Here is a 16,702-nt window from a genome sequence, read left to right on the forward strand (position 1 = left end):
ACCTACACTCAACGCCGTCCAGAACCCGGGGGAGGAAAATGTATGGAACTGCTGTGCCCGGCGGGGAATTTACCCGCGCTGAAATCGGCGGTGGAGCATGGCGCCGACGCCGTCTACGTCGGCCTGAAAGACGATACCAATGCCCGCCACTTTGCTGGTCTTAATTTTACCGACAAAAAACTGGCCGAAGCGGCGCGCTTTGTGCACCAGCATCGGCGCAAGCTGCACGTCGCGATTAACACCTTTGCCCATCCTGACGGCATGAATCGCTGGCAACAGGCGATTGATATCGCGGCGCAAAATGGCGCAGACGCGCTGATTCTCGCCGATATCGCCACGCTGGAATATGCGGCAAAGCACTATCCGCAGGTTGAACGCCACCTTTCAGTACAGGCGTCGGCCACCAATCTGGAAGCGATCCGCTTTTATCACCGCCATTTTCAGCTGCATCGCGTGGTGCTGCCGCGCGTATTGTCGCTGCACCAGGTGAAGCAGCTGGCACGAGAAACACCGGTGCCGCTGGAAGTGTTTGCTTTCGGTAGCCTGTGCATCATGGCCGAAGGCCGCTGCTACCTCTCTTCATGGCTGACCGGGGAATCACCGAACAGCGCCGGAGCCTGTTCACCCGCCAAATTCGTGCGCTGGCAACAGACGCCGCAGGGCATGGAATCACGCCTGAATGAGGTGCTGATTGACCGCTATGGGCCGGATGAAAGTGCCGGTTATCCCACCCTGTGTAAAGGACGCTACGAGGTTGATAACCAGCGTTATCACGTGCTGGAAGAACCCACCAGCCTCAACACCCTGTCGCTGCTGCCGGAACTGCTGCGTGCCGGAGTGGCATCGGTGAAGATTGAGGGTCGCCAGCGCAGCCCGGCCTATGTGGCGCAGGTGGCGAAAGTGTGGCGTCAGGCGATTGACCGTTGTATGGCAGCGCCAGAGCAGTATGCCGTTCAGGAACCCTGGATGCAGGCGCTGGGCGAACTTTCTGAAGGTAGCCAGACCACGCTCGGCGCTTACCATCGCGACTGGCAGTAAGGAGTCAGCATGAAATACGCAATCGGCCCGGTACTGTGGTACTGGCCCAGTGACAAACTGGAAAACTTTTATCAGCGTGCCGCGCAATCCAGCGCGGAAATCGTCTATCTGGGTGAGGCAGTGTGCAGCAAGCGCCGCGCCACGCCTTTCGCCCAATGGATGGAAATGGGCCGCGCACTGGCACAGCACGGCAAACAGGTGGTGATCAGCACGCTGGCGCTACTGCAATCGCCATCGGAACTGAAAGAACTGCGCCGCTATGTGGAAAACGGCGAGTTTCTGATTGAAGCTAATGACATCGGTACGGTGAATATGGCGGCCGAACGCCAGTTGCCGTTTGTCGCTGGCCCGACGCTTAACGTCTACAACGCGCAAACCTTGCAGCTGTTGCTGAAAGAAGGCATGACGCGCTGGTGCATGCCGGTTGAGATGTCTCGCGACTGGCTGATTCAGCTGTTGCAGCAGTGCGATACCGCAGGCATACGCGATCGCTTCGAGGTAGAAGTGCTGGGTTACGGCTATCTGCCGCTGGCCTTGTCCGCGCGCTGTTTCACCGCACGTTCGGAAAATCGCGCCAAAGACGATTGTCAGACCTGCTGCATCGACTATCCCAACGGACGACGCGTGTTGTCCCAGGAAGGACAGCAGGTGTTTGTGCTGAATGGTATCCAGACTATGAGTGGCTACTGCTACAACCTTGGCAATGATCTGGTCGGCATGCATAACTGGGTCGATATCGTACGTTTATCACCGCAGGACGACAGTACGCTGGAGGATGTGGATCGCTTCCGCGCCAACGAAGCAGGTGAAGCGCCGATGATGGTGGCCCGCGGCAGCGACAGTAACGGCTACTGGCGACGTCTGGCAGGAATGGCGCTGGATAGTGGCCGCTGAAAGGCACGTTCCGGCTATATTCCTGCCCTTATTAGCAGTTTTAATATGGATACTGATGCGTAATACTGGATGGCGCAGGCTTAATGAACACCTGCGCCATACTTATTCTGGAGTGCCCATGTCTGAGAAAAAAACTGTTCGCCTGTCCGTGCTGGACCTGGCCCCCATTCCACAGGGCGCAACGCCGCGTGATGCGTTCCACAATTCGCTGGCCCTGGCCCGTCAGGCTGAAGCCCTCGGCTTTTACCGCTATTGGTTAGCTGAACACCACAACATGACCGGCATTGCCAGCGCAGCCACCTCGGTGCTGATTGGCTATCTGGCTGCCAACACCGAAACCCTACGCCTCGGTTCAGGCGGCATTATGCTGCCTAACCATTCACCACTGGTGATTGCAGAGCAGTTTGGCACCCTGGAATCGCTCTATCCCGGACGTATTGATCTCGGTCTGGGCCGTGCGCCGGGTTCCGATCAACGCACCATGATGGCGCTGCGTCGCCATCTTTCCGGCGCGCAGGCTGACAGCTTCCCGGACGATGTTGCCGAACTGATTAGCTGGTTTGACGCCGAAGCCGGTGAATGCCCACCGGTACAGCCAGTACCGGGCCTGTGCTCGAAAATTCCGGTATGGCTGCTGGGTTCCAGTCTCTACAGCGCGCAGCTGGCGGCTCAACTGGGCTTACCGTTCGCCTTTGCCTCACACTTCGCCCCTGACCTGCTGTTCCAGGCGCTGCATGTGTACCGCGAGAAATTCCAGCCATCCGCGCGTCTGGCAAAACCTTACGCCATGGTATGCGTGAACGTGGTTGCCGCCGACAGCGAGCGCGATGCGCGTTTCCTGTTCACCTCGATGCAGCAGCAGTTTATCAACCTGCGTCGCGGCAAACCCGGCCCGCTACCGGCACCGGTGGAGAACATGGATAACCTGTGGTCGCCGTCAGAACAATATGGCGTCCAGCAGGCGCTGAGTATGTCGATTGTGGGTGATAGCGATAAAGTACGCCATGGACTTGCGGCCTTGCTGCGTGAAACCCAGGCGGATGAAATCATGGTAAACGGCCAGATATTCGATCCACAAGCGCGTCTGCGCTCCTTTGCACTGGCGATGGAAGCCGCCCGCTCGCTGTAACCGGGTTATTGCGGTGGCCAGGCTTCGGCCCCCACCGCATTCTGCCGCACATCACGTCCCGGCGACTGACCATAAAAGCGACTGTATTCGCGGCTGAATTGTGAAGCGCTCTGATACCCCACCCGATAACCTGCCGTTCCGGCGTCCAGCTTTTCCATCAACATCAGTCGGCGCGCTTCGTTGAGACGCAATTGCTTTTGATACTGCATCGGCGTCATCGCGGTAACTGCTTTGAAGTGGTGATGCAGTGACGAAATGCTCATACCCACGTTGCTTGCCAGTTGATCCATCTTCAGGGGCTGATGAAAATTTTCCCGCAGCCAGCGGGCCGCACGCGCCACTTTGTTGCCCGGACGCTCCGCCAGCGCCATATTCAGAATGCGTGGGCCTTCCGGGCCGGTGAGCAGTCGATAGAAAATTTCCTGTTCAATTAACGGCGCCAGCGCCGGAATATCCTGTGGTTGATCCAGCAACTCGATCAGGCGAATCACCGCATCTACCAGCGGAGGTGCCACCTTGTGTACCGTGATGCCGCGCTCATTGGTTGCTGCGGCTCCTACCTGCTGCATAGGGAAGTGCTCAAGATAGCGCATCAGGCGCGTTTCATTGATGGTGATACCCACACCCAGGTTAGGCTTCTCCGGCGTCGCCATGACCACGCAGGATTGTACCGCCATATCCAGCGTCACCAGCAGCAGATCCCCTGCGCCGTAATGCATCACATCGTCACCCATGCGTAACGCTTTCTGCCCCTGTGCCACCAGCGCAAAACTGGCCCAGGTAGCCACGTGTGACAGACTGCTTGGCCTGGAGCTGCGACCAAAAGAGAGAAAATCGATGGCGCTATGATGGCGACCATCGTCCGGGGCGTGACGGGCAATCATAGCAACCAGCTGTTGCCACTGTTCCTGATGAATCATGCGTTGAGCGCTCCGCAATGAGGGATCATTGAGTTTTTATTCTAACCTGGCATTGCCGTTGCGCCTGGCCTCTGGTGCTGAGATTTGCAGGATCGGGCAAAAAGCTTGCAGGATTGCGCTACCTGTTAATTGTATGGACAGCGCATTCTTATGCTTCCCCGAAACCTCAGGTGGAGAGACACGATGAAAGCACTTGAAGGCAAAATTGCGCTGGTGACGGGCGCTTCGAAAGGCATCGGTGCCGCTATCGCCATGACTTTCGCGGCGGCCGGTGCCCGGGTTGTGGTGAATTATCGTCAGGACGAAGTTGGCGCGGCTGATGTCGTCACGGATATTCGTGGTCTGGGCAGCGATGCCATCGCCGTTCAGGCCGATATCTCACGTGAAGATGATGTGGCGCGGTTGTTCGCTACCTGTATTGAGCAATTTGGCGCACCAGATATTGTGGTCAACAACGCAGGCATTTTTCATCACGGCGATTTTGTGGCGCTCAGCGTTGTTGAAATGCAGCAGCAGTTGAATGTAAATCTGCTGGGTACGTTGCTGGTTTGCCAGCAGGCAGCCCGGCATTTCCCCACGCGTGGCGGTTGCATCATTAACCTCAGCGCGCTAAATAGCCAGCGTAGCACCCCAGGCTCGGTGCTGTGGGCGGCGACCAAAGGCGCGATTGATACCCTCACCCAGGGACTGGCACGAGAACTGGGTCCCCGTAATATCCGCGTTAATGCGCTGGCACCCGGCATCATCCTGACCGAAGGTTTACTGGCAGCGAAGAAGATGCATCCGGAACTGAAAGCACAGTTAATTGCGGCGACACCGCTGGGACGTTTTGGTTTGCCGGAAGATGTCGCGCAGGTTGCGCTGTTTCTGGCATCAGAGGAGTCGGCCTATGTCAGTGGTGAACGAGTACTGATTGCTGGCGGGGTGTAAACTTTAGCTGACACTGGATAAAAAAATGGGACGCCAAGGCGTCCCATTTTGCTATTTAGCTTTGTCGCTTAGATGTCACGACGACGCGGTGCAGCAGCACCTGCTTCTTCACGACGCGGACCACGCCCACCTTCACGGCTGAAGCGTCCGCCTTCACGGCCACCTTCACGACGCTCAGAGGAGAAGCGACGACCGCCTTCACGACCTTCACCACGTGCACCAGCACCGCCTTCACGGTTACCACGACGCTCACCACCGAAATCACGACCACCGCTACGGCGTTCGCCGCTGCGCTCACCACCACGTTCGTGCGGCTGTGCATCGCCCAGCAGCTGCATATTCATCGGCTTGTTGAGAATACGCGTACGGGTGAAATGCTGCAGAACTTCACCCGGCATGCCTTTCGGCAGCTCGATGGTGGAGTGAGTACCAAACAGTTTGATGTTACCGATGTAACGGCTGCTGATATCACCTTCGTTAGCAATTGCGCCCACGATATGACGAACTTCAACGCCATCATCACGGCCTACTTCAATGCGGTACAGCTGCATTTCGCCAACGTCACGACGCTCACGACGCGGACGGTCGCCATCACGGCTTTCACGCGGACCGCGTGAGTCACGTGAATCACGGCTGTCACGACGATCATCACGATCGCGGAATTCACGACGCTGCGGACGCGGTGCATCTGCTGGCAGAATCAGCGGACGTTCGCCCTGTGCCATTTTCAGCAGTGCGGCAGCCAGGGTTTCCATATCCAGCTCTTCTTCCGGCTGCATTTTGCTGAGCAGCGCGCGGTACATATCCAGATCGCTGCTTTCCAGTTGCTGCTGTACTTTCGCAGCAAATTTAGCCAGACGACGCTCACCCAGCAGCTCGGCATTCGGCAGTTCAACTTCCGGAATGGTCAGCTTCATGGTGCGTTCAATGTTGCGCAGCAGACGACGCTCGCGGTTCTCAACGAACAGCAGCGCACGGCCTGCACGACCCGCACGACCGGTACGGCCGATACGGTGAACGTAAGATTCTGCGTCCATCGGAATGTCGTAGTTAACAACCAGGCTGATACGCTCAACGTCCAGACCACGTGCCGCAACATCGGTCGCGATCAGGATGTCCAGACGACCATCTTTCAGGCGCTCCAGCGTCTGCTCACGCAGTGCCTGGTTCATGTCACCGTTCAGTGCTGCGCTGTTATAGCCGCTGCGCTCCAGCGCTTCAGCCACTTCCAGCGTTGCGTTTTTGGTACGCACAAAGATGATCGCAGCATCGAAGTCTTCTGCTTCGAGGAAACGTACCAGCGCATCAGTTTTACGGCCATAAGCGGTCCAGTAAGACTGAGAGATGTCCGGGCGAGTCGTAACGCTGGACTGAATGCGCACTTCCTGCGGATCTTTCATGAAACGCTTGGTGATACGACGGATCGCTTCCGGCATGGTGGCAGAGAACAGAGCGGTCTGATGACCTTCCGGGATCTGCGCCATGATGGTTTCAACGTCTTCAATAAAGCCCATACGCAGCATTTCGTCGGCTTCGTCCAGCACCAGACCACGCAGATTAGACAGATCAAGAGTACCGCGTTTCAGGTGGTCGAGCAGACGACCCGGGGTGCCCACCACAATTTGTGGGCCCTGACGCAGTGCGCGCAGCTGCACGTCATAACGCTGGCCGCCGTACAGGGCCAATACGTTGACGCCACGCATATGTTTAGAGAATTCAGTCGCTGCTTCAGCTACCTGCACCGCCAGTTCGCGGGTGGGTGCCAGCACCAGAATCTGCGGTGCCTTCAGCGACGGGTCAATGTTGTTCAGCAGCGGCAGAGAGAACGCTGCAGTTTTACCACTACCGGTCTGTGCCATACCCAGCACGTCACGGCCAGCCAGCAGGTGCGGAATGCACTCGGCCTGGATCGGTGACGGCTTGACGTAACCCATGTCGTTAAGAGCAGACAGGATGGATTCGTTAAGGCCCAGATCAGCAAAAGTGGTTTGAATATCAGTCATGTAGTACACGTGCCTCTTAGATTGCGGCGGCCAGTCTACATAACTCGTCATGAAAATTTTCAGTCATTTTCATCGAAAAGTGTGAACCGGCTCAAATTAGAAGTTTCGACGAACAGAAAAGCCCTCATCCCGGAAGATGATGACTTAACGGGTAATTCAGGCAATAAAAGTTCGTCAGCTATTGCTGGTCAGATTCTGATAAATCGTCTTGTGCCTGGCCGAGTTGCGCCAGTTCCAACAATGCGTATCGGTGTTCAACAAAGTTGTTGACGTTGTTGGCCACCGCCAGTTTGAACAACGCTTTCGCGTCGTCCTTCTCCCCCAGACTTAGGTAGTACTTACCTAAATAGAAGTTGGTTTCACTGAGATGTTCAGCGAGCGAGGTGTTATCCGTTGCGTCCGCCTTGAGACGTTCCATCAATGTTTTTTCACTGATGTCGCCCAGGTAGAACTCGACAATATTCCATCCCCATTGGTCCCGGACCGCTTTATCGTAACGTTGTTTAAGCGTTACTTTGGCCTTGCTGGCATCCATCTCGTGTTCAACGAGGTAGAGCCACAGACTGCGGAATGGATCATTAGGATCGTCTTGATAAAACGCCAGCAGATCATCTTGCGCTAACTTGTATCGACCGCCGTAATAGAGGGCGATACCACGGTTTAAATGCGCATAATTGTAAGTTGGATCAAGCTCAAGTACAGAATCAAACGCTTCATAGGCAGCATCAAAATTGCCTGCCTGCGTTAAATATATGCCGAGATAGTTAAACACCTCTGGCATATCCGGTCTGATAGACAGCGCTTGCGAAAAATCGTTCCGCGCTAATGCTCTCAGACCTAAGCTATCATACAACACTCCACGCTCATATAATAGCTGTGCGCGTTCATCATCGGTCAGGGCACGACTGGCAAGAATTTGTTCCATTCGCGCCAGAATCACTTCCTGCTGCAGTGTGGGCTGCAAAGGTACTGCCAGAACTTCGTTCTTACGCCAATTGGAGTTGCTGCATCCTGCCAGCGTCAAAGCTGTCGCAACAAAACACCAGCGCAAAAAAGGCTTCATTTCCCACTCCCGAATACAAACATTGGGATAACCATCCTGTCATCCGCCTGCTATGCACAAGGGTTCCCGCCCTCGCGATGATACCCGTCATACTTCAGATTGCAGCTACGTTGGCTGTACTCATTCACCCTGGTCGCTTACCTGAGTAAGTTTCCTGGGATTCACTCGCTTGCCACCTTACTGCTACCTGAATTACCTGCGGTATACAAACACCTCTCCCAGCCAGGCAGGGAGAGGTTAATCAGGAAATACTTATTCAGCTTCAGGTGCGTCGGTCGCAGCGGTGGTCTCGATCGCCTGCGGTTTCTGCTCTGTCGCTTCTTTGATGCTCAGACGCACACGGCCCTGACGGTCCACTTCCAGTACTTTAACCGGAACTTCCTGGCCCATCTGCAGGTAGTCGGTCACTTTCTCAACGCGCTTATCAGCGATTTGCGAAATATGAACCAGACCCTCTTTGCCGCCGCCAATCGCAACGAAGGCACCGAAATCAACGATACGGGTCACTTTACCAGTGTAAATACGGCCCACTTCAATTTCTGCAGTGATTTCTTCGATACGACGGATTGCTTCTTTCGCTTTCAGACCATCGGTCGCTGCGATCTTCACGGTGCCATCATCTTCGATTTCGATGGTGGTGCCGGTTTCTTCAGTCAGCGCACGGATGACAGAACCGCCTTTACCGATAACATCTTTGATCTTGTCAGAATTGATCTTGATGGTGTAAATGCGCGGTGCGAACTCAGAGATCTCCTGACGCGGCGTGCTGATTGCCTGTTCCATCACGCTCAGGATATGCAGACGCGCACCCTTAGCCTGATTCAGAGCAACCTGCATGATCTCGCGGGTGATCCCTTCAATTTTGATATCCATCTGCAGCGCGGTAATACCTTCACGGCTACCGGCTACTTTGAAGTCCATGTCGCCGAGGTGATCTTCGTCACCCAGGATGTCAGACAGAACAACAAATTTCTCGTCTTCTTTCACCAGACCCATCGCGATACCGGCAACGGCCGCTTTGATCGGTACACCTGCATCCATCAGTGCCAGAGAAGCACCGCAGACGGAAGCCATAGAAGAAGAACCGTTCGATTCAGTGATTTCAGATACCACACGCACGGTGTACGGGAAGTCTTCCTGCTTCGGCATCACTGCCAGCACGCCGCGTTTCGCCAGACGACCGTGACCAATTTCACGACGCTTTGGCGAACCGACCATACCAGTCTCACCCACCGAGTACGGAGGGAAGTTGTAGTGGAACAGGAAGCTGTCGGTGCGCTCACCCATCAGCTCGTCCAGGTTCTGCGCATCGCGTGCGGTACCCAGGGTCGCAGCAACCAACGCCTGAGTTTCACCACGGGTGAACAGAGCTGAACCGTGGGTACGCGGCAGCACGCCAGTACGCACGTCCAGACCACGGATCATGTCTTTTTCACGGCCATCGATACGCGGTTCACCGTTCAGAATACGGGTACGAACAACGTTCTTCTCAAGGCTGTGCACGATATCGCCGATTTCAGCGCTATCCAGAGTTTCATCTTCAGCCAGCAGTGCAGCGATGGTTTCATCTTTGATGACGCCAACCTGAGTATAACGCTCCTGCTTGTCGGTGATGCGGTAAGCATCGCTGATACGTGCTTCTGCCAGGGCAGCAACACGTGCAATCAGGGCATCATTAGCCGCTTCTGGCTGCCAGTCCCAACGCGGTTTGCCAGCTTCAGCCACCAGTGCATTGATGTTCTCAATAACAACCTGCTGCTGGTCGTGGCCGAATACCACTGCGCCCAGCATCTGATCTTCAGTCAGGATGTCAGCTTCTGATTCAACCATCAACACTGCGTTCTGGGTACCGGCAACCACCAGGTCCAGACGAGATTGTTTGACTTCGTCAGCGGTTGGGTTCAGGACGTACTGATCGTTGATATAGCCAACACGTGCCGCGCCAATCGGGCCATTGAACGGGATACCAGACAGTGACAGTGCAGCAGATGCACCAATCATTGCCACGATGTCCGGGTTAACCTGCGGGTTAACAGAAACAACGGTAGCGATAACCTGAACTTCGTTAACGAAGCCTTCCGGGAACAGCGGGCGAACCGGGCGGTCAATCAGACGCGCAATCAGGGTTTCGCCTTCGCTCGGACGGCCTTCACGACGGAAGAAGCTACCCGGGATACGGCCAGCAGCGTAGGTACGCTCCTGGTAGTTAACGGTCAGCGGGAAGAAATCCTGACCAGCTTTCGCTTTTTTCTGGCCAACAACGGTTACGAAAACCGCGGTGTCGTCCATGCTCACCATCACAGCGGCAGTAGCCTGGCGTGCCATCATGCCGGTTTCCAGCGTGACGGTATGCTGACCATATTGGAATTTGCGTACGATCGGGTTCAGCAAAATAAAAGTCCTTAACGTCGGGGCAGACCCATCTCAGGCCCGCCGGGGATTACCGATCTTCAGCTGCATCCTCGCGACTAATGACAACCTTTAACCGCCCTTGCGGTAAAGCCTCTCATTAGCCGCGCGAACCTCTGCAAGCGAAGATCACTCTCAGCAACAATACATGAGTTTGGACCGGATTGCTGCCGATTGCTCGAAAAAAGGGGCCATAAAGGCCCCCTTTTCGCGAAACTCGCACAAATCTGATCGCCAGATGCGTTTTTTCGCATACTGTCTGCGCTACACCCTTGATCAGATTCTTCAGACTTAGCGACGCAGACCCAGGTTTTCGATCAGGCTGGTGTAGCGTGCAACGTCTTTACGCTTCAGGTAGTCCAGCAGCTTACGACGCTGGGATACCATGCGCAGCAGACCGCGACGGCTGTGGTGGTCTTTTTTGTGCTCAGAGAAGTGACCCTGCAGGTGGTTAATCTGAGCAGTCAGCAGAGCAACCTGAACTTCAGTTGAACCGCTGTCGTTGGTGCCACGACCGTATTTGGCAACGATCTCTGCTTTAGCTTCTGCGCTTAGAGACATAATAAACTCCAGTTATCAATGAATGTATGTATGGGTGCCGATCTCTAATTCAGCAGCCCGCTTTAAAGCCGCGCTATTCTACTCTTCGTACAACAGCAACGCAAATGCCCCTTTATACAAGGCGCATTATTGTGGAAACTCCACCACCAGACGGCGCGGGGCAACGCGCTGCCGGTCATCAATCTCTGCCATACCAATAAATTTACGCGCCTCACCTTCGGTGACACGCACCAGGCCAGCAGCAGGTACGTCAACGGCCTCTACCGGTTGCCCCAGCTTGAAGTAAACCGCGATGGCATCGGGGAGATTCACTTCCGGGAAATCCGCCGCCGGGCTATCCATCGGTAGCAGCAGAGGGTCAAGCAAATCCGCGGGCGCAATTTCTGCCGCATTGGCCTGCTCCAGCAAAGCCTGCAACTGCTCAAGCGTCACCATTTTTTCTGCCGGATAGCGGGAAACCTGCAAGCGACGCAGCATGGTCACATGCGCACCACAGCCCAGCTTTTCACCCAAATCGTCAATGATGGTACGAATGTAGGTGCCTTTGGAGCAGTGAATCTCCAGCTCCAGCTCGTCCCCTTCCCAGCGAATAAACCGCAGTTCATATACGGTGATGGGACGGGGTTCGCGCTCGACGGTGATTCCCTGACGCGCGTACTCATACAACGGGCGCCCCTGATGCTTCAGCGCCGAAAACATGGTCGGCACCTGTTGGGTGTCGCCACGAAAACTTTCCAGCGCGGCGTCAAGATCCGCCTGAGTAAAGGTCACCGCACGCGTTTCAACCACGTTGCCGTCAGCATCGGAGGTATCGGTACGCTCGCCGAGGCGGGCAATCACGCGATAACGCTTGTCTGAATCCAGCAGAAATTGCGAGAACTTGGTCGCTTCGCCGAGGCAAATGGGCAACATGCCCGTCGCCAGAGGATCCAGCGCACCCGTGTGGCCCGCTTTGTTCGCATTGAAGATGCGTTTTACTTTTTGCAGCACGTCATTGGAAGACGCGCCCTGATGCTTATCCAGCAGCAATACACCATGCACATCGCGACCGCGACGACGAGGACGACTCATCAATCCTCCTTGTCGTCGTCCGCTGCATGATCGCCACGGCGTTCAGCATCATTTTTGACAACGTTGGTGACCAGGTTTGACATGCGCATACCTTCGATCAACGAGTTGTCATAGAAGAAGGTCAGCTCAGGCACAATGCGCAGACGCATCGCTTTACCCAGCAAAGTACGGATATAGCCGGAAGCTTCTTTCAGCGCCTTCAGACCGTTTTTCACCGCTTCTTCATCTTTATCGTTCAGAAAAGTGACAAACACTTTGGCATAAGCCAGATCGCGTGACACTTCAACGCCAGAAACCGTCACCATCATACCGAGGCGCGGATCTTTAATTTCGCGTTGCAGAATAATGGCAATCTCTTTCTGCAGCTCCTGAGAAACGCGCTGCGGGCGACCAAATTCTTTCGCCATGATTATTTCTCCCAAATAATTCGGGAGGCCAATGGCCTCCCAAATTGCAACACATCAGATGATGATCAATCGATGGTGCGTTTAACTTCAATCACTTCAAAGACTTCGATCATATCGCCAACACGAACGTCGTTGTAGTTCTTCACGCCGATACCACATTCCATGCCATTACGCACTTCGTTGACATCGTCTTTGAAGCGGCGCAGAGATTCCAGCTCGCCTTCATAGATAACAACGTTGTCGCGCAGAACGCGGATCGGGTTGTGACGTTTGATGTTGCCTTCGGTGACCATACAGCCTGCGATAGCGCCGAATTTCGGTGACTTGAACACATCACGGACTTCAGCCAGACCAATGATCTGCTGTTTATATTCCGGAGCCAGCATGCCGCTCATCGCTGCTTTTACTTCGTCGATCAGGTTATAGATGACGGAATAGTAACGCAGATCCACGCTTTCCGCTTCGATCACGCGACGCGCAGACGCATCAGCACGCACGTTGAAGCCAAGGATAATCGCGTTGGAAGCCGCTGCCAGCGTGGCGTCGGTTTCGGTGATACCACCCACACCCGAACCGATAATCTTCACCTTCACTTCGTCGGTGGAGAGTTTCAGCAGGGAGTCGGAGATCGCTTCCACAGAACCCTGTACGTCGGATTTCAGTACGATGTTCAGTTCGGACACTTCGCCTTCGGTCATGTTGGCGAACATGTTCTCCAGCTTCGACTTCTGCTGACGCGCCAGTTTCACTTCGCGGAATTTACCCTGACGATACAGTGCGACTTCACGCGCTTTCTTCTCATCACGAACCACAGTGGCTTCGTCACCAGCCGCCGGAACACCAGACAGACCGAGGATTTCAACTGGAATAGACGGACCTGCAGCCAGAACTTCACGGCCCAGCTCATCACGCATCGCACGCACACGGCCATATTCAAAGCCGCACAGCACGATGTCGCCTTTGTTCAGGGTACCTTCACGCACCAGCACGGTAGCAACCGGACCACGACCTTTATCGAGGAACGATTCAATCACCACGCCGCTTGCCATACCTTCACGGATAGCGGTCAGTTCCAGAACTTCCGCCTGCAGCAGAATGGCGTTCAGCAGATCGTCGATACCGGTACCTGCTTTCGCAGAAACGTTGACGAACATGTTTTCGCCGCCCCACTCTTCCGGGATGATACCGTACTGAGTCAGCTCGTTCTTAACGCGATCGGGATCGGCTTCCGGTTTATCGATTTTGTTCACAGCAACAACGACCGGCACTTTCGCGGCTTTAGCATGCTGGATTGCTTCGATAGTCTGGGGCATTACGCCATCATCCGCAGCCACCACCAGGATAACGATATCCGTTGCCTGCGCACCACGTGCACGCATCGCGGTAAACGCGGCGTGGCCCGGGGTATCCAGGAAGGTGATCATGCCGTTATCGGTTTCAACGTGGTATGCGCCGATATGCTGAGTAATACCGCCAGCCTCGCCTGAAGCGACTTTGGTTGAACGGATGTAGTCCAGCAGTGAGGTTTTACCGTGGTCAACGTGACCCATGATGGTCACAACCGGTGCGCGGCTTTCCTGCGCAGCGTCGGTATCACGATCGTCCATCACCGCTTCTTCCAGCTCATTCTCACGGCGCAGGATCACTTTGTGACCCATTTCTTCCGCTACCAACTGAGCCGTTTCCTGATCGATTACCTGGTTGATGGTTGCCATTGCACCCATCTTCATCATCGCTTTGATGACCAGAGAACCTTTCACCGCCATTTTGTTGGCCAGTTCGGAAACAGTGATGGTTTCGCCAATGATAACGTCGCGGTTAACGGCCTGAGCCGGCTTGTTAAAGCCCTGCTGCAATGCGCTCGGCTTACGGTTCTTACCACCTTTACCACCACGAACAGCGGCACGCGCTTCTTCACGGTCGGTTTTGGCTTCAGAATGCTTGTTGCCTTTTTTAGCCGGGCGAGCAGCTTTAGTGGTGCGCGTACGGCTGCGACCACCTTCTACCTCACGATCGTTCTCATCTTCTGCCTGGCGGGCATGGGTTGAGGTGGTGACGTGATAGTCACTGGTGTCTTCTTCGTCGGGTTTTTCCCACTCAGCAGATTTTTCTTCTGCCAGACGGCGGGCTTCTTCGGCCACACGGCGCGCGTTCTCTTCGAGTTTACGGCGCGCTTCTTCTTCAGCTTTACGCTTCAGTTCTGCGGCTTCAGCTTCACGACGGGCTTTGTCAGACTGCGTAGCCTTGGTCATTTCGTCGGTTGGTTGATTAGTCACTTTCTCATTTTCCGCTGCTTCACGCTTCGCCTTGTCAGCGGCTTCGCGCTTGGCTTTTTCTTCGGCTTCACGTTGCGCTTTTTGTTCAGCTTCGCGACGGGCTTGTTCTTCCGCCTCGCGACGCGCCTTCTCTTCCGCTTCACGCTGCGCCTCGGCTTCTGCTTCAGCCTGAGCCTGTTGCTCAGCTTCTGCATCACCCTTCACATAGGTGCGCTTTTTGCGGACTTCGATTTGCACCGATTTACTTTTACCCCCGGTGCCAGGAATATTCAAGGTGCTGCGAGTTTTGCGTTGCAGCGTCAGTTTACCTGAACCTGCCTGACCATGTTCACGATTCAGGTGGGAAAGTAAGGTCTCTTTCTCTTGCTGGCTCACCGCGTCGTCTTCAGACTTACGGATCCCCGCATCAGCAAATTGCTGTACCAGGCGATCTACCGGAGTCTGAATTTCGGCGGCCAGCGATTTTACGGTTACATCTGTCATGCTGTTCCTTCCTGTAATTATGCGTCATCGCCGAACCAGCAGATATTACGCGCGGCCATGATCAGCGCGCCGGCCTTCTCATCATCCAGCCCTTCGATATCTGTCAGATCGTCGACACCTTGCTCGGCAAGATCTTCCAGCGTACAAACGCCTTTTGCCGCCAGGCGGTAAGCCAGAGCACGGTCCAAACCGTCGAGATTCAGAAGATCTTCAGCAGGTTCCTGATTACCAAGGCTCTCTTCTTTCGCCAGTGCCAGGGTAGTTAACGCATTTTTTGCTCGTTCACGCAGGGCTTCTACCGTGTCTTCATCGAGGCCGTCAACTTCCAGCAACTCGTTGATCGGTACATATGCCAGCTCTTCCAAAGAAGAGAAGCCCTCTTCCACCAGTACGGTGGCGAAGTCTTCGTCGATGTCGAGATGTTTGGTGAACATATCGATGGCTGCATGGGCTTCGGCCTGATGTTTAGCCTGCAGGTCATCGACGGTCATAACGTTCAGTTCCCAACCGCTCAGCTGGGAAGCCAGACGCACGTTTTGGCCGTTACGGCCGATCGCCTGAGCCAGATTGCCAGCTTCAACAGCGATATCCATGGTGTGATTGTCTTCATCCACCACAATTGACGCCACATCAGCCGGAGCCATGGCGTTAATCACAAACTGTGCCGGGTTATCGTCCCACAGCACGATATCGATACGTTCGCCGCCCAGTTCACTGGAAACCGCCTGAACGCGTGCGCCGCGCATACCTACGCAGGCACCCACAGGATCGATACGTTTGTCATTGGTTTTCACTGCGATTTTGGCACGAGAACCTGGATCACGCGCTGCCGCTTTAATCTCGATAACTTCTTCGCCAATTTCCGGTACCTCAATGCGGAACAGTTCGATCAGCATTTCCGGTTTGGAACGGGTAACGAACAGCTGCGCACCACGCGCTTCCGGACGCACGGCATACAGCACGCCGCGAATACGGTCACCCGGGCGGAAGTTTTCACGCGGCAGCATATCTTCGCGTACGATCACCGCTTCAGCATTGCTGCCGAGATCCAGCGAGATGTTATCGCGGTTCACTTTCTTCACCACGCCAGTGATGATTTCGCCTTCCTGCTCGCGGAACTGATCCACGACCATTGCGCGTTCAGCCTCACGTACTTTCTGTACGATGACCTGCTTCGCCGTCTGGGTAGTGATACGGTCAAAGGTGACCGATTCAATCTGATCTTCAACATATTCGCCCAGATTGAATGCTTCATCTTCGAAGCGGGCTGCGTCCAGCGTGATCTCGCGAGTTGGCTGCGTGACTTCTTCAACAATCTGCCAGCGACGGAAAGTATCGAAATCGCCGCTTTTGCGGTCAATGCTGACGCGCACGTCGATTTCCTGCTCATACTTCTTCTTGGTCGCAGTGGCCAAAGCGCTTTCCAGCGCTTCGAAGATTTTCTCGCGCGGCAGGGCTTTTTCGTTAGAAACGGCTTCTACTACAGCTAAGATCTCTTTGTTCATCCTGGTTAGCCTC

General features: G+C 55.0%; 14 protein-coding genes. 4 read left to right on the forward strand and 10 right to left on the reverse strand.

Annotated elements, in window-relative coordinates; all coding sequences use genetic code 11:
* The first annotated feature begins 42 nt into the window (after positions 1–42).
* The 3 genes from PW844_RS25430 (at position 43) to PW844_RS25440 (ending at position 3,061) form a co-directional block, all read left to right on the forward strand.
* A complete protein-coding gene (locus PW844_RS25430) occupies positions 43–1,038 on the forward strand; it encodes a peptidase U32 family protein (protein ID WP_208713862.1) in 996 nt (331 codons plus the stop codon).
* 9 nt (positions 1,039–1,047) lie between these two features.
* Positions 1,048–1,932, forward strand: a complete 885-nt coding sequence (locus PW844_RS25435) for a U32 family peptidase (protein WP_299457744.1) — start codon at positions 1,048–1,050, stop codon at positions 1,930–1,932.
* Between the two features lie 118 nt (positions 1,933–2,050).
* Complete coding sequence (locus PW844_RS25440; RefSeq protein ID WP_299457745.1) at positions 2,051–3,061, forward strand: luciferase-like monooxygenase; 1,011 nt, start codon at positions 2,051–2,053, stop codon at positions 3,059–3,061.
* A 5-nt stretch (positions 3,062–3,066) separates the two neighbouring features.
* Here the strand turns inward: PW844_RS25440 and PW844_RS25445 are convergent, their stop codons facing one another.
* Complete coding sequence (locus tag PW844_RS25445) at positions 3,067–3,981, reverse strand: AraC family transcriptional regulator (protein ID WP_299457746.1); 915 nt, start codon at positions 3,979–3,981, stop codon at positions 3,067–3,069.
* A gap of 183 nt (positions 3,982–4,164) precedes the next feature.
* On the opposite strand from PW844_RS25445, the gene PW844_RS25450 reads away from it, so the two are divergent.
* Entirely contained in the window at positions 4,165–4,911 is a 747-nt protein-coding gene (locus PW844_RS25450) for an SDR family NAD(P)-dependent oxidoreductase (RefSeq protein ID WP_299457748.1), read from the forward strand.
* A 68-nt stretch (positions 4,912–4,979) separates the two neighbouring features.
* Here PW844_RS25450 and PW844_RS25455 read toward each other — a convergent pair whose 3' ends face one another.
* The 9 genes from PW844_RS25455 to nusA all read right to left on the reverse strand — a co-directional run bounded on the left by PW844_RS25455 (position 4,980) and on the right by nusA (position 16,689).
* Positions 4,980–6,914, reverse strand: a complete 1,935-nt coding sequence (locus PW844_RS25455; protein ID WP_299457750.1) for a DEAD/DEAH family ATP-dependent RNA helicase — start codon at positions 6,912–6,914, stop codon at positions 4,980–4,982.
* 16 nt (positions 6,915–6,930) lie between these two features.
* The gene (gene yrbN / locus PW844_RS29505; protein WP_100229640.1) at positions 6,931–6,987 is read right to left on the reverse strand and encodes a protein YrbN; all 57 of its coding nucleotides are present in this window, start codon (positions 6,985–6,987) and stop codon (positions 6,931–6,933) included.
* Between the two features lie 105 nt (positions 6,988–7,092).
* Positions 7,093–7,977: a lipoprotein NlpI gene (gene nlpI / locus PW844_RS25460; RefSeq protein WP_084872267.1), complete on the reverse strand. Its 885-nt coding sequence runs from the start codon at positions 7,975–7,977 to the stop codon at positions 7,093–7,095.
* Positions 7,978–8,229: 252 nt separating this feature from the next.
* Complete coding sequence (pnp, locus tag PW844_RS25465) at positions 8,230–10,368, reverse strand: polyribonucleotide nucleotidyltransferase (protein ID WP_299457753.1); 2,139 nt, start codon at positions 10,366–10,368, stop codon at positions 8,230–8,232.
* A 309-nt stretch (positions 10,369–10,677) separates the two neighbouring features.
* Positions 10,678–10,947 carry a 30S ribosomal protein S15 gene (gene rpsO / locus PW844_RS25470; protein WP_299457756.1) on the reverse strand — a complete coding sequence of 90 codons (270 nt, stop codon included), beginning with the start codon at positions 10,945–10,947 and terminating at the stop codon, positions 10,678–10,680.
* A 126-nt stretch (positions 10,948–11,073) separates the two neighbouring features.
* Positions 11,074–12,018, reverse strand: a complete 945-nt coding sequence (gene truB / locus PW844_RS25475) for a tRNA pseudouridine(55) synthase TruB (protein WP_299457759.1) — start codon at positions 12,016–12,018, stop codon at positions 11,074–11,076.
* The gene (gene rbfA / locus PW844_RS25480; RefSeq protein ID WP_084872258.1) at positions 12,018–12,425 is read right to left on the reverse strand and encodes a 30S ribosome-binding factor RbfA; all 408 of its coding nucleotides are present in this window, start codon (positions 12,423–12,425) and stop codon (positions 12,018–12,020) included. The genes truB and rbfA overlap by 1 nt, the downstream gene beginning before the upstream one ends.
* A gap of 65 nt (positions 12,426–12,490) precedes the next feature.
* Positions 12,491–15,184 carry a translation initiation factor IF-2 gene (gene infB / locus PW844_RS25485; RefSeq protein ID WP_299457771.1) on the reverse strand — a complete coding sequence of 898 codons (2,694 nt, stop codon included), beginning with the start codon at positions 15,182–15,184 and terminating at the stop codon, positions 12,491–12,493.
* A 17-nt stretch (positions 15,185–15,201) separates the two neighbouring features.
* Complete coding sequence (gene nusA, locus PW844_RS25490) at positions 15,202–16,689, reverse strand: transcription termination factor NusA (RefSeq protein ID WP_084872254.1); 1,488 nt, start codon at positions 16,687–16,689, stop codon at positions 15,202–15,204.
* Between the last annotated feature and the right edge of the window lie 13 nt (positions 16,690–16,702).

The organism is Pantoea sp., from assembly GCF_028283705.1.
Classification (GTDB): domain Bacteria; phylum Pseudomonadota; class Gammaproteobacteria; order Enterobacterales; family Enterobacteriaceae; genus Pantoea.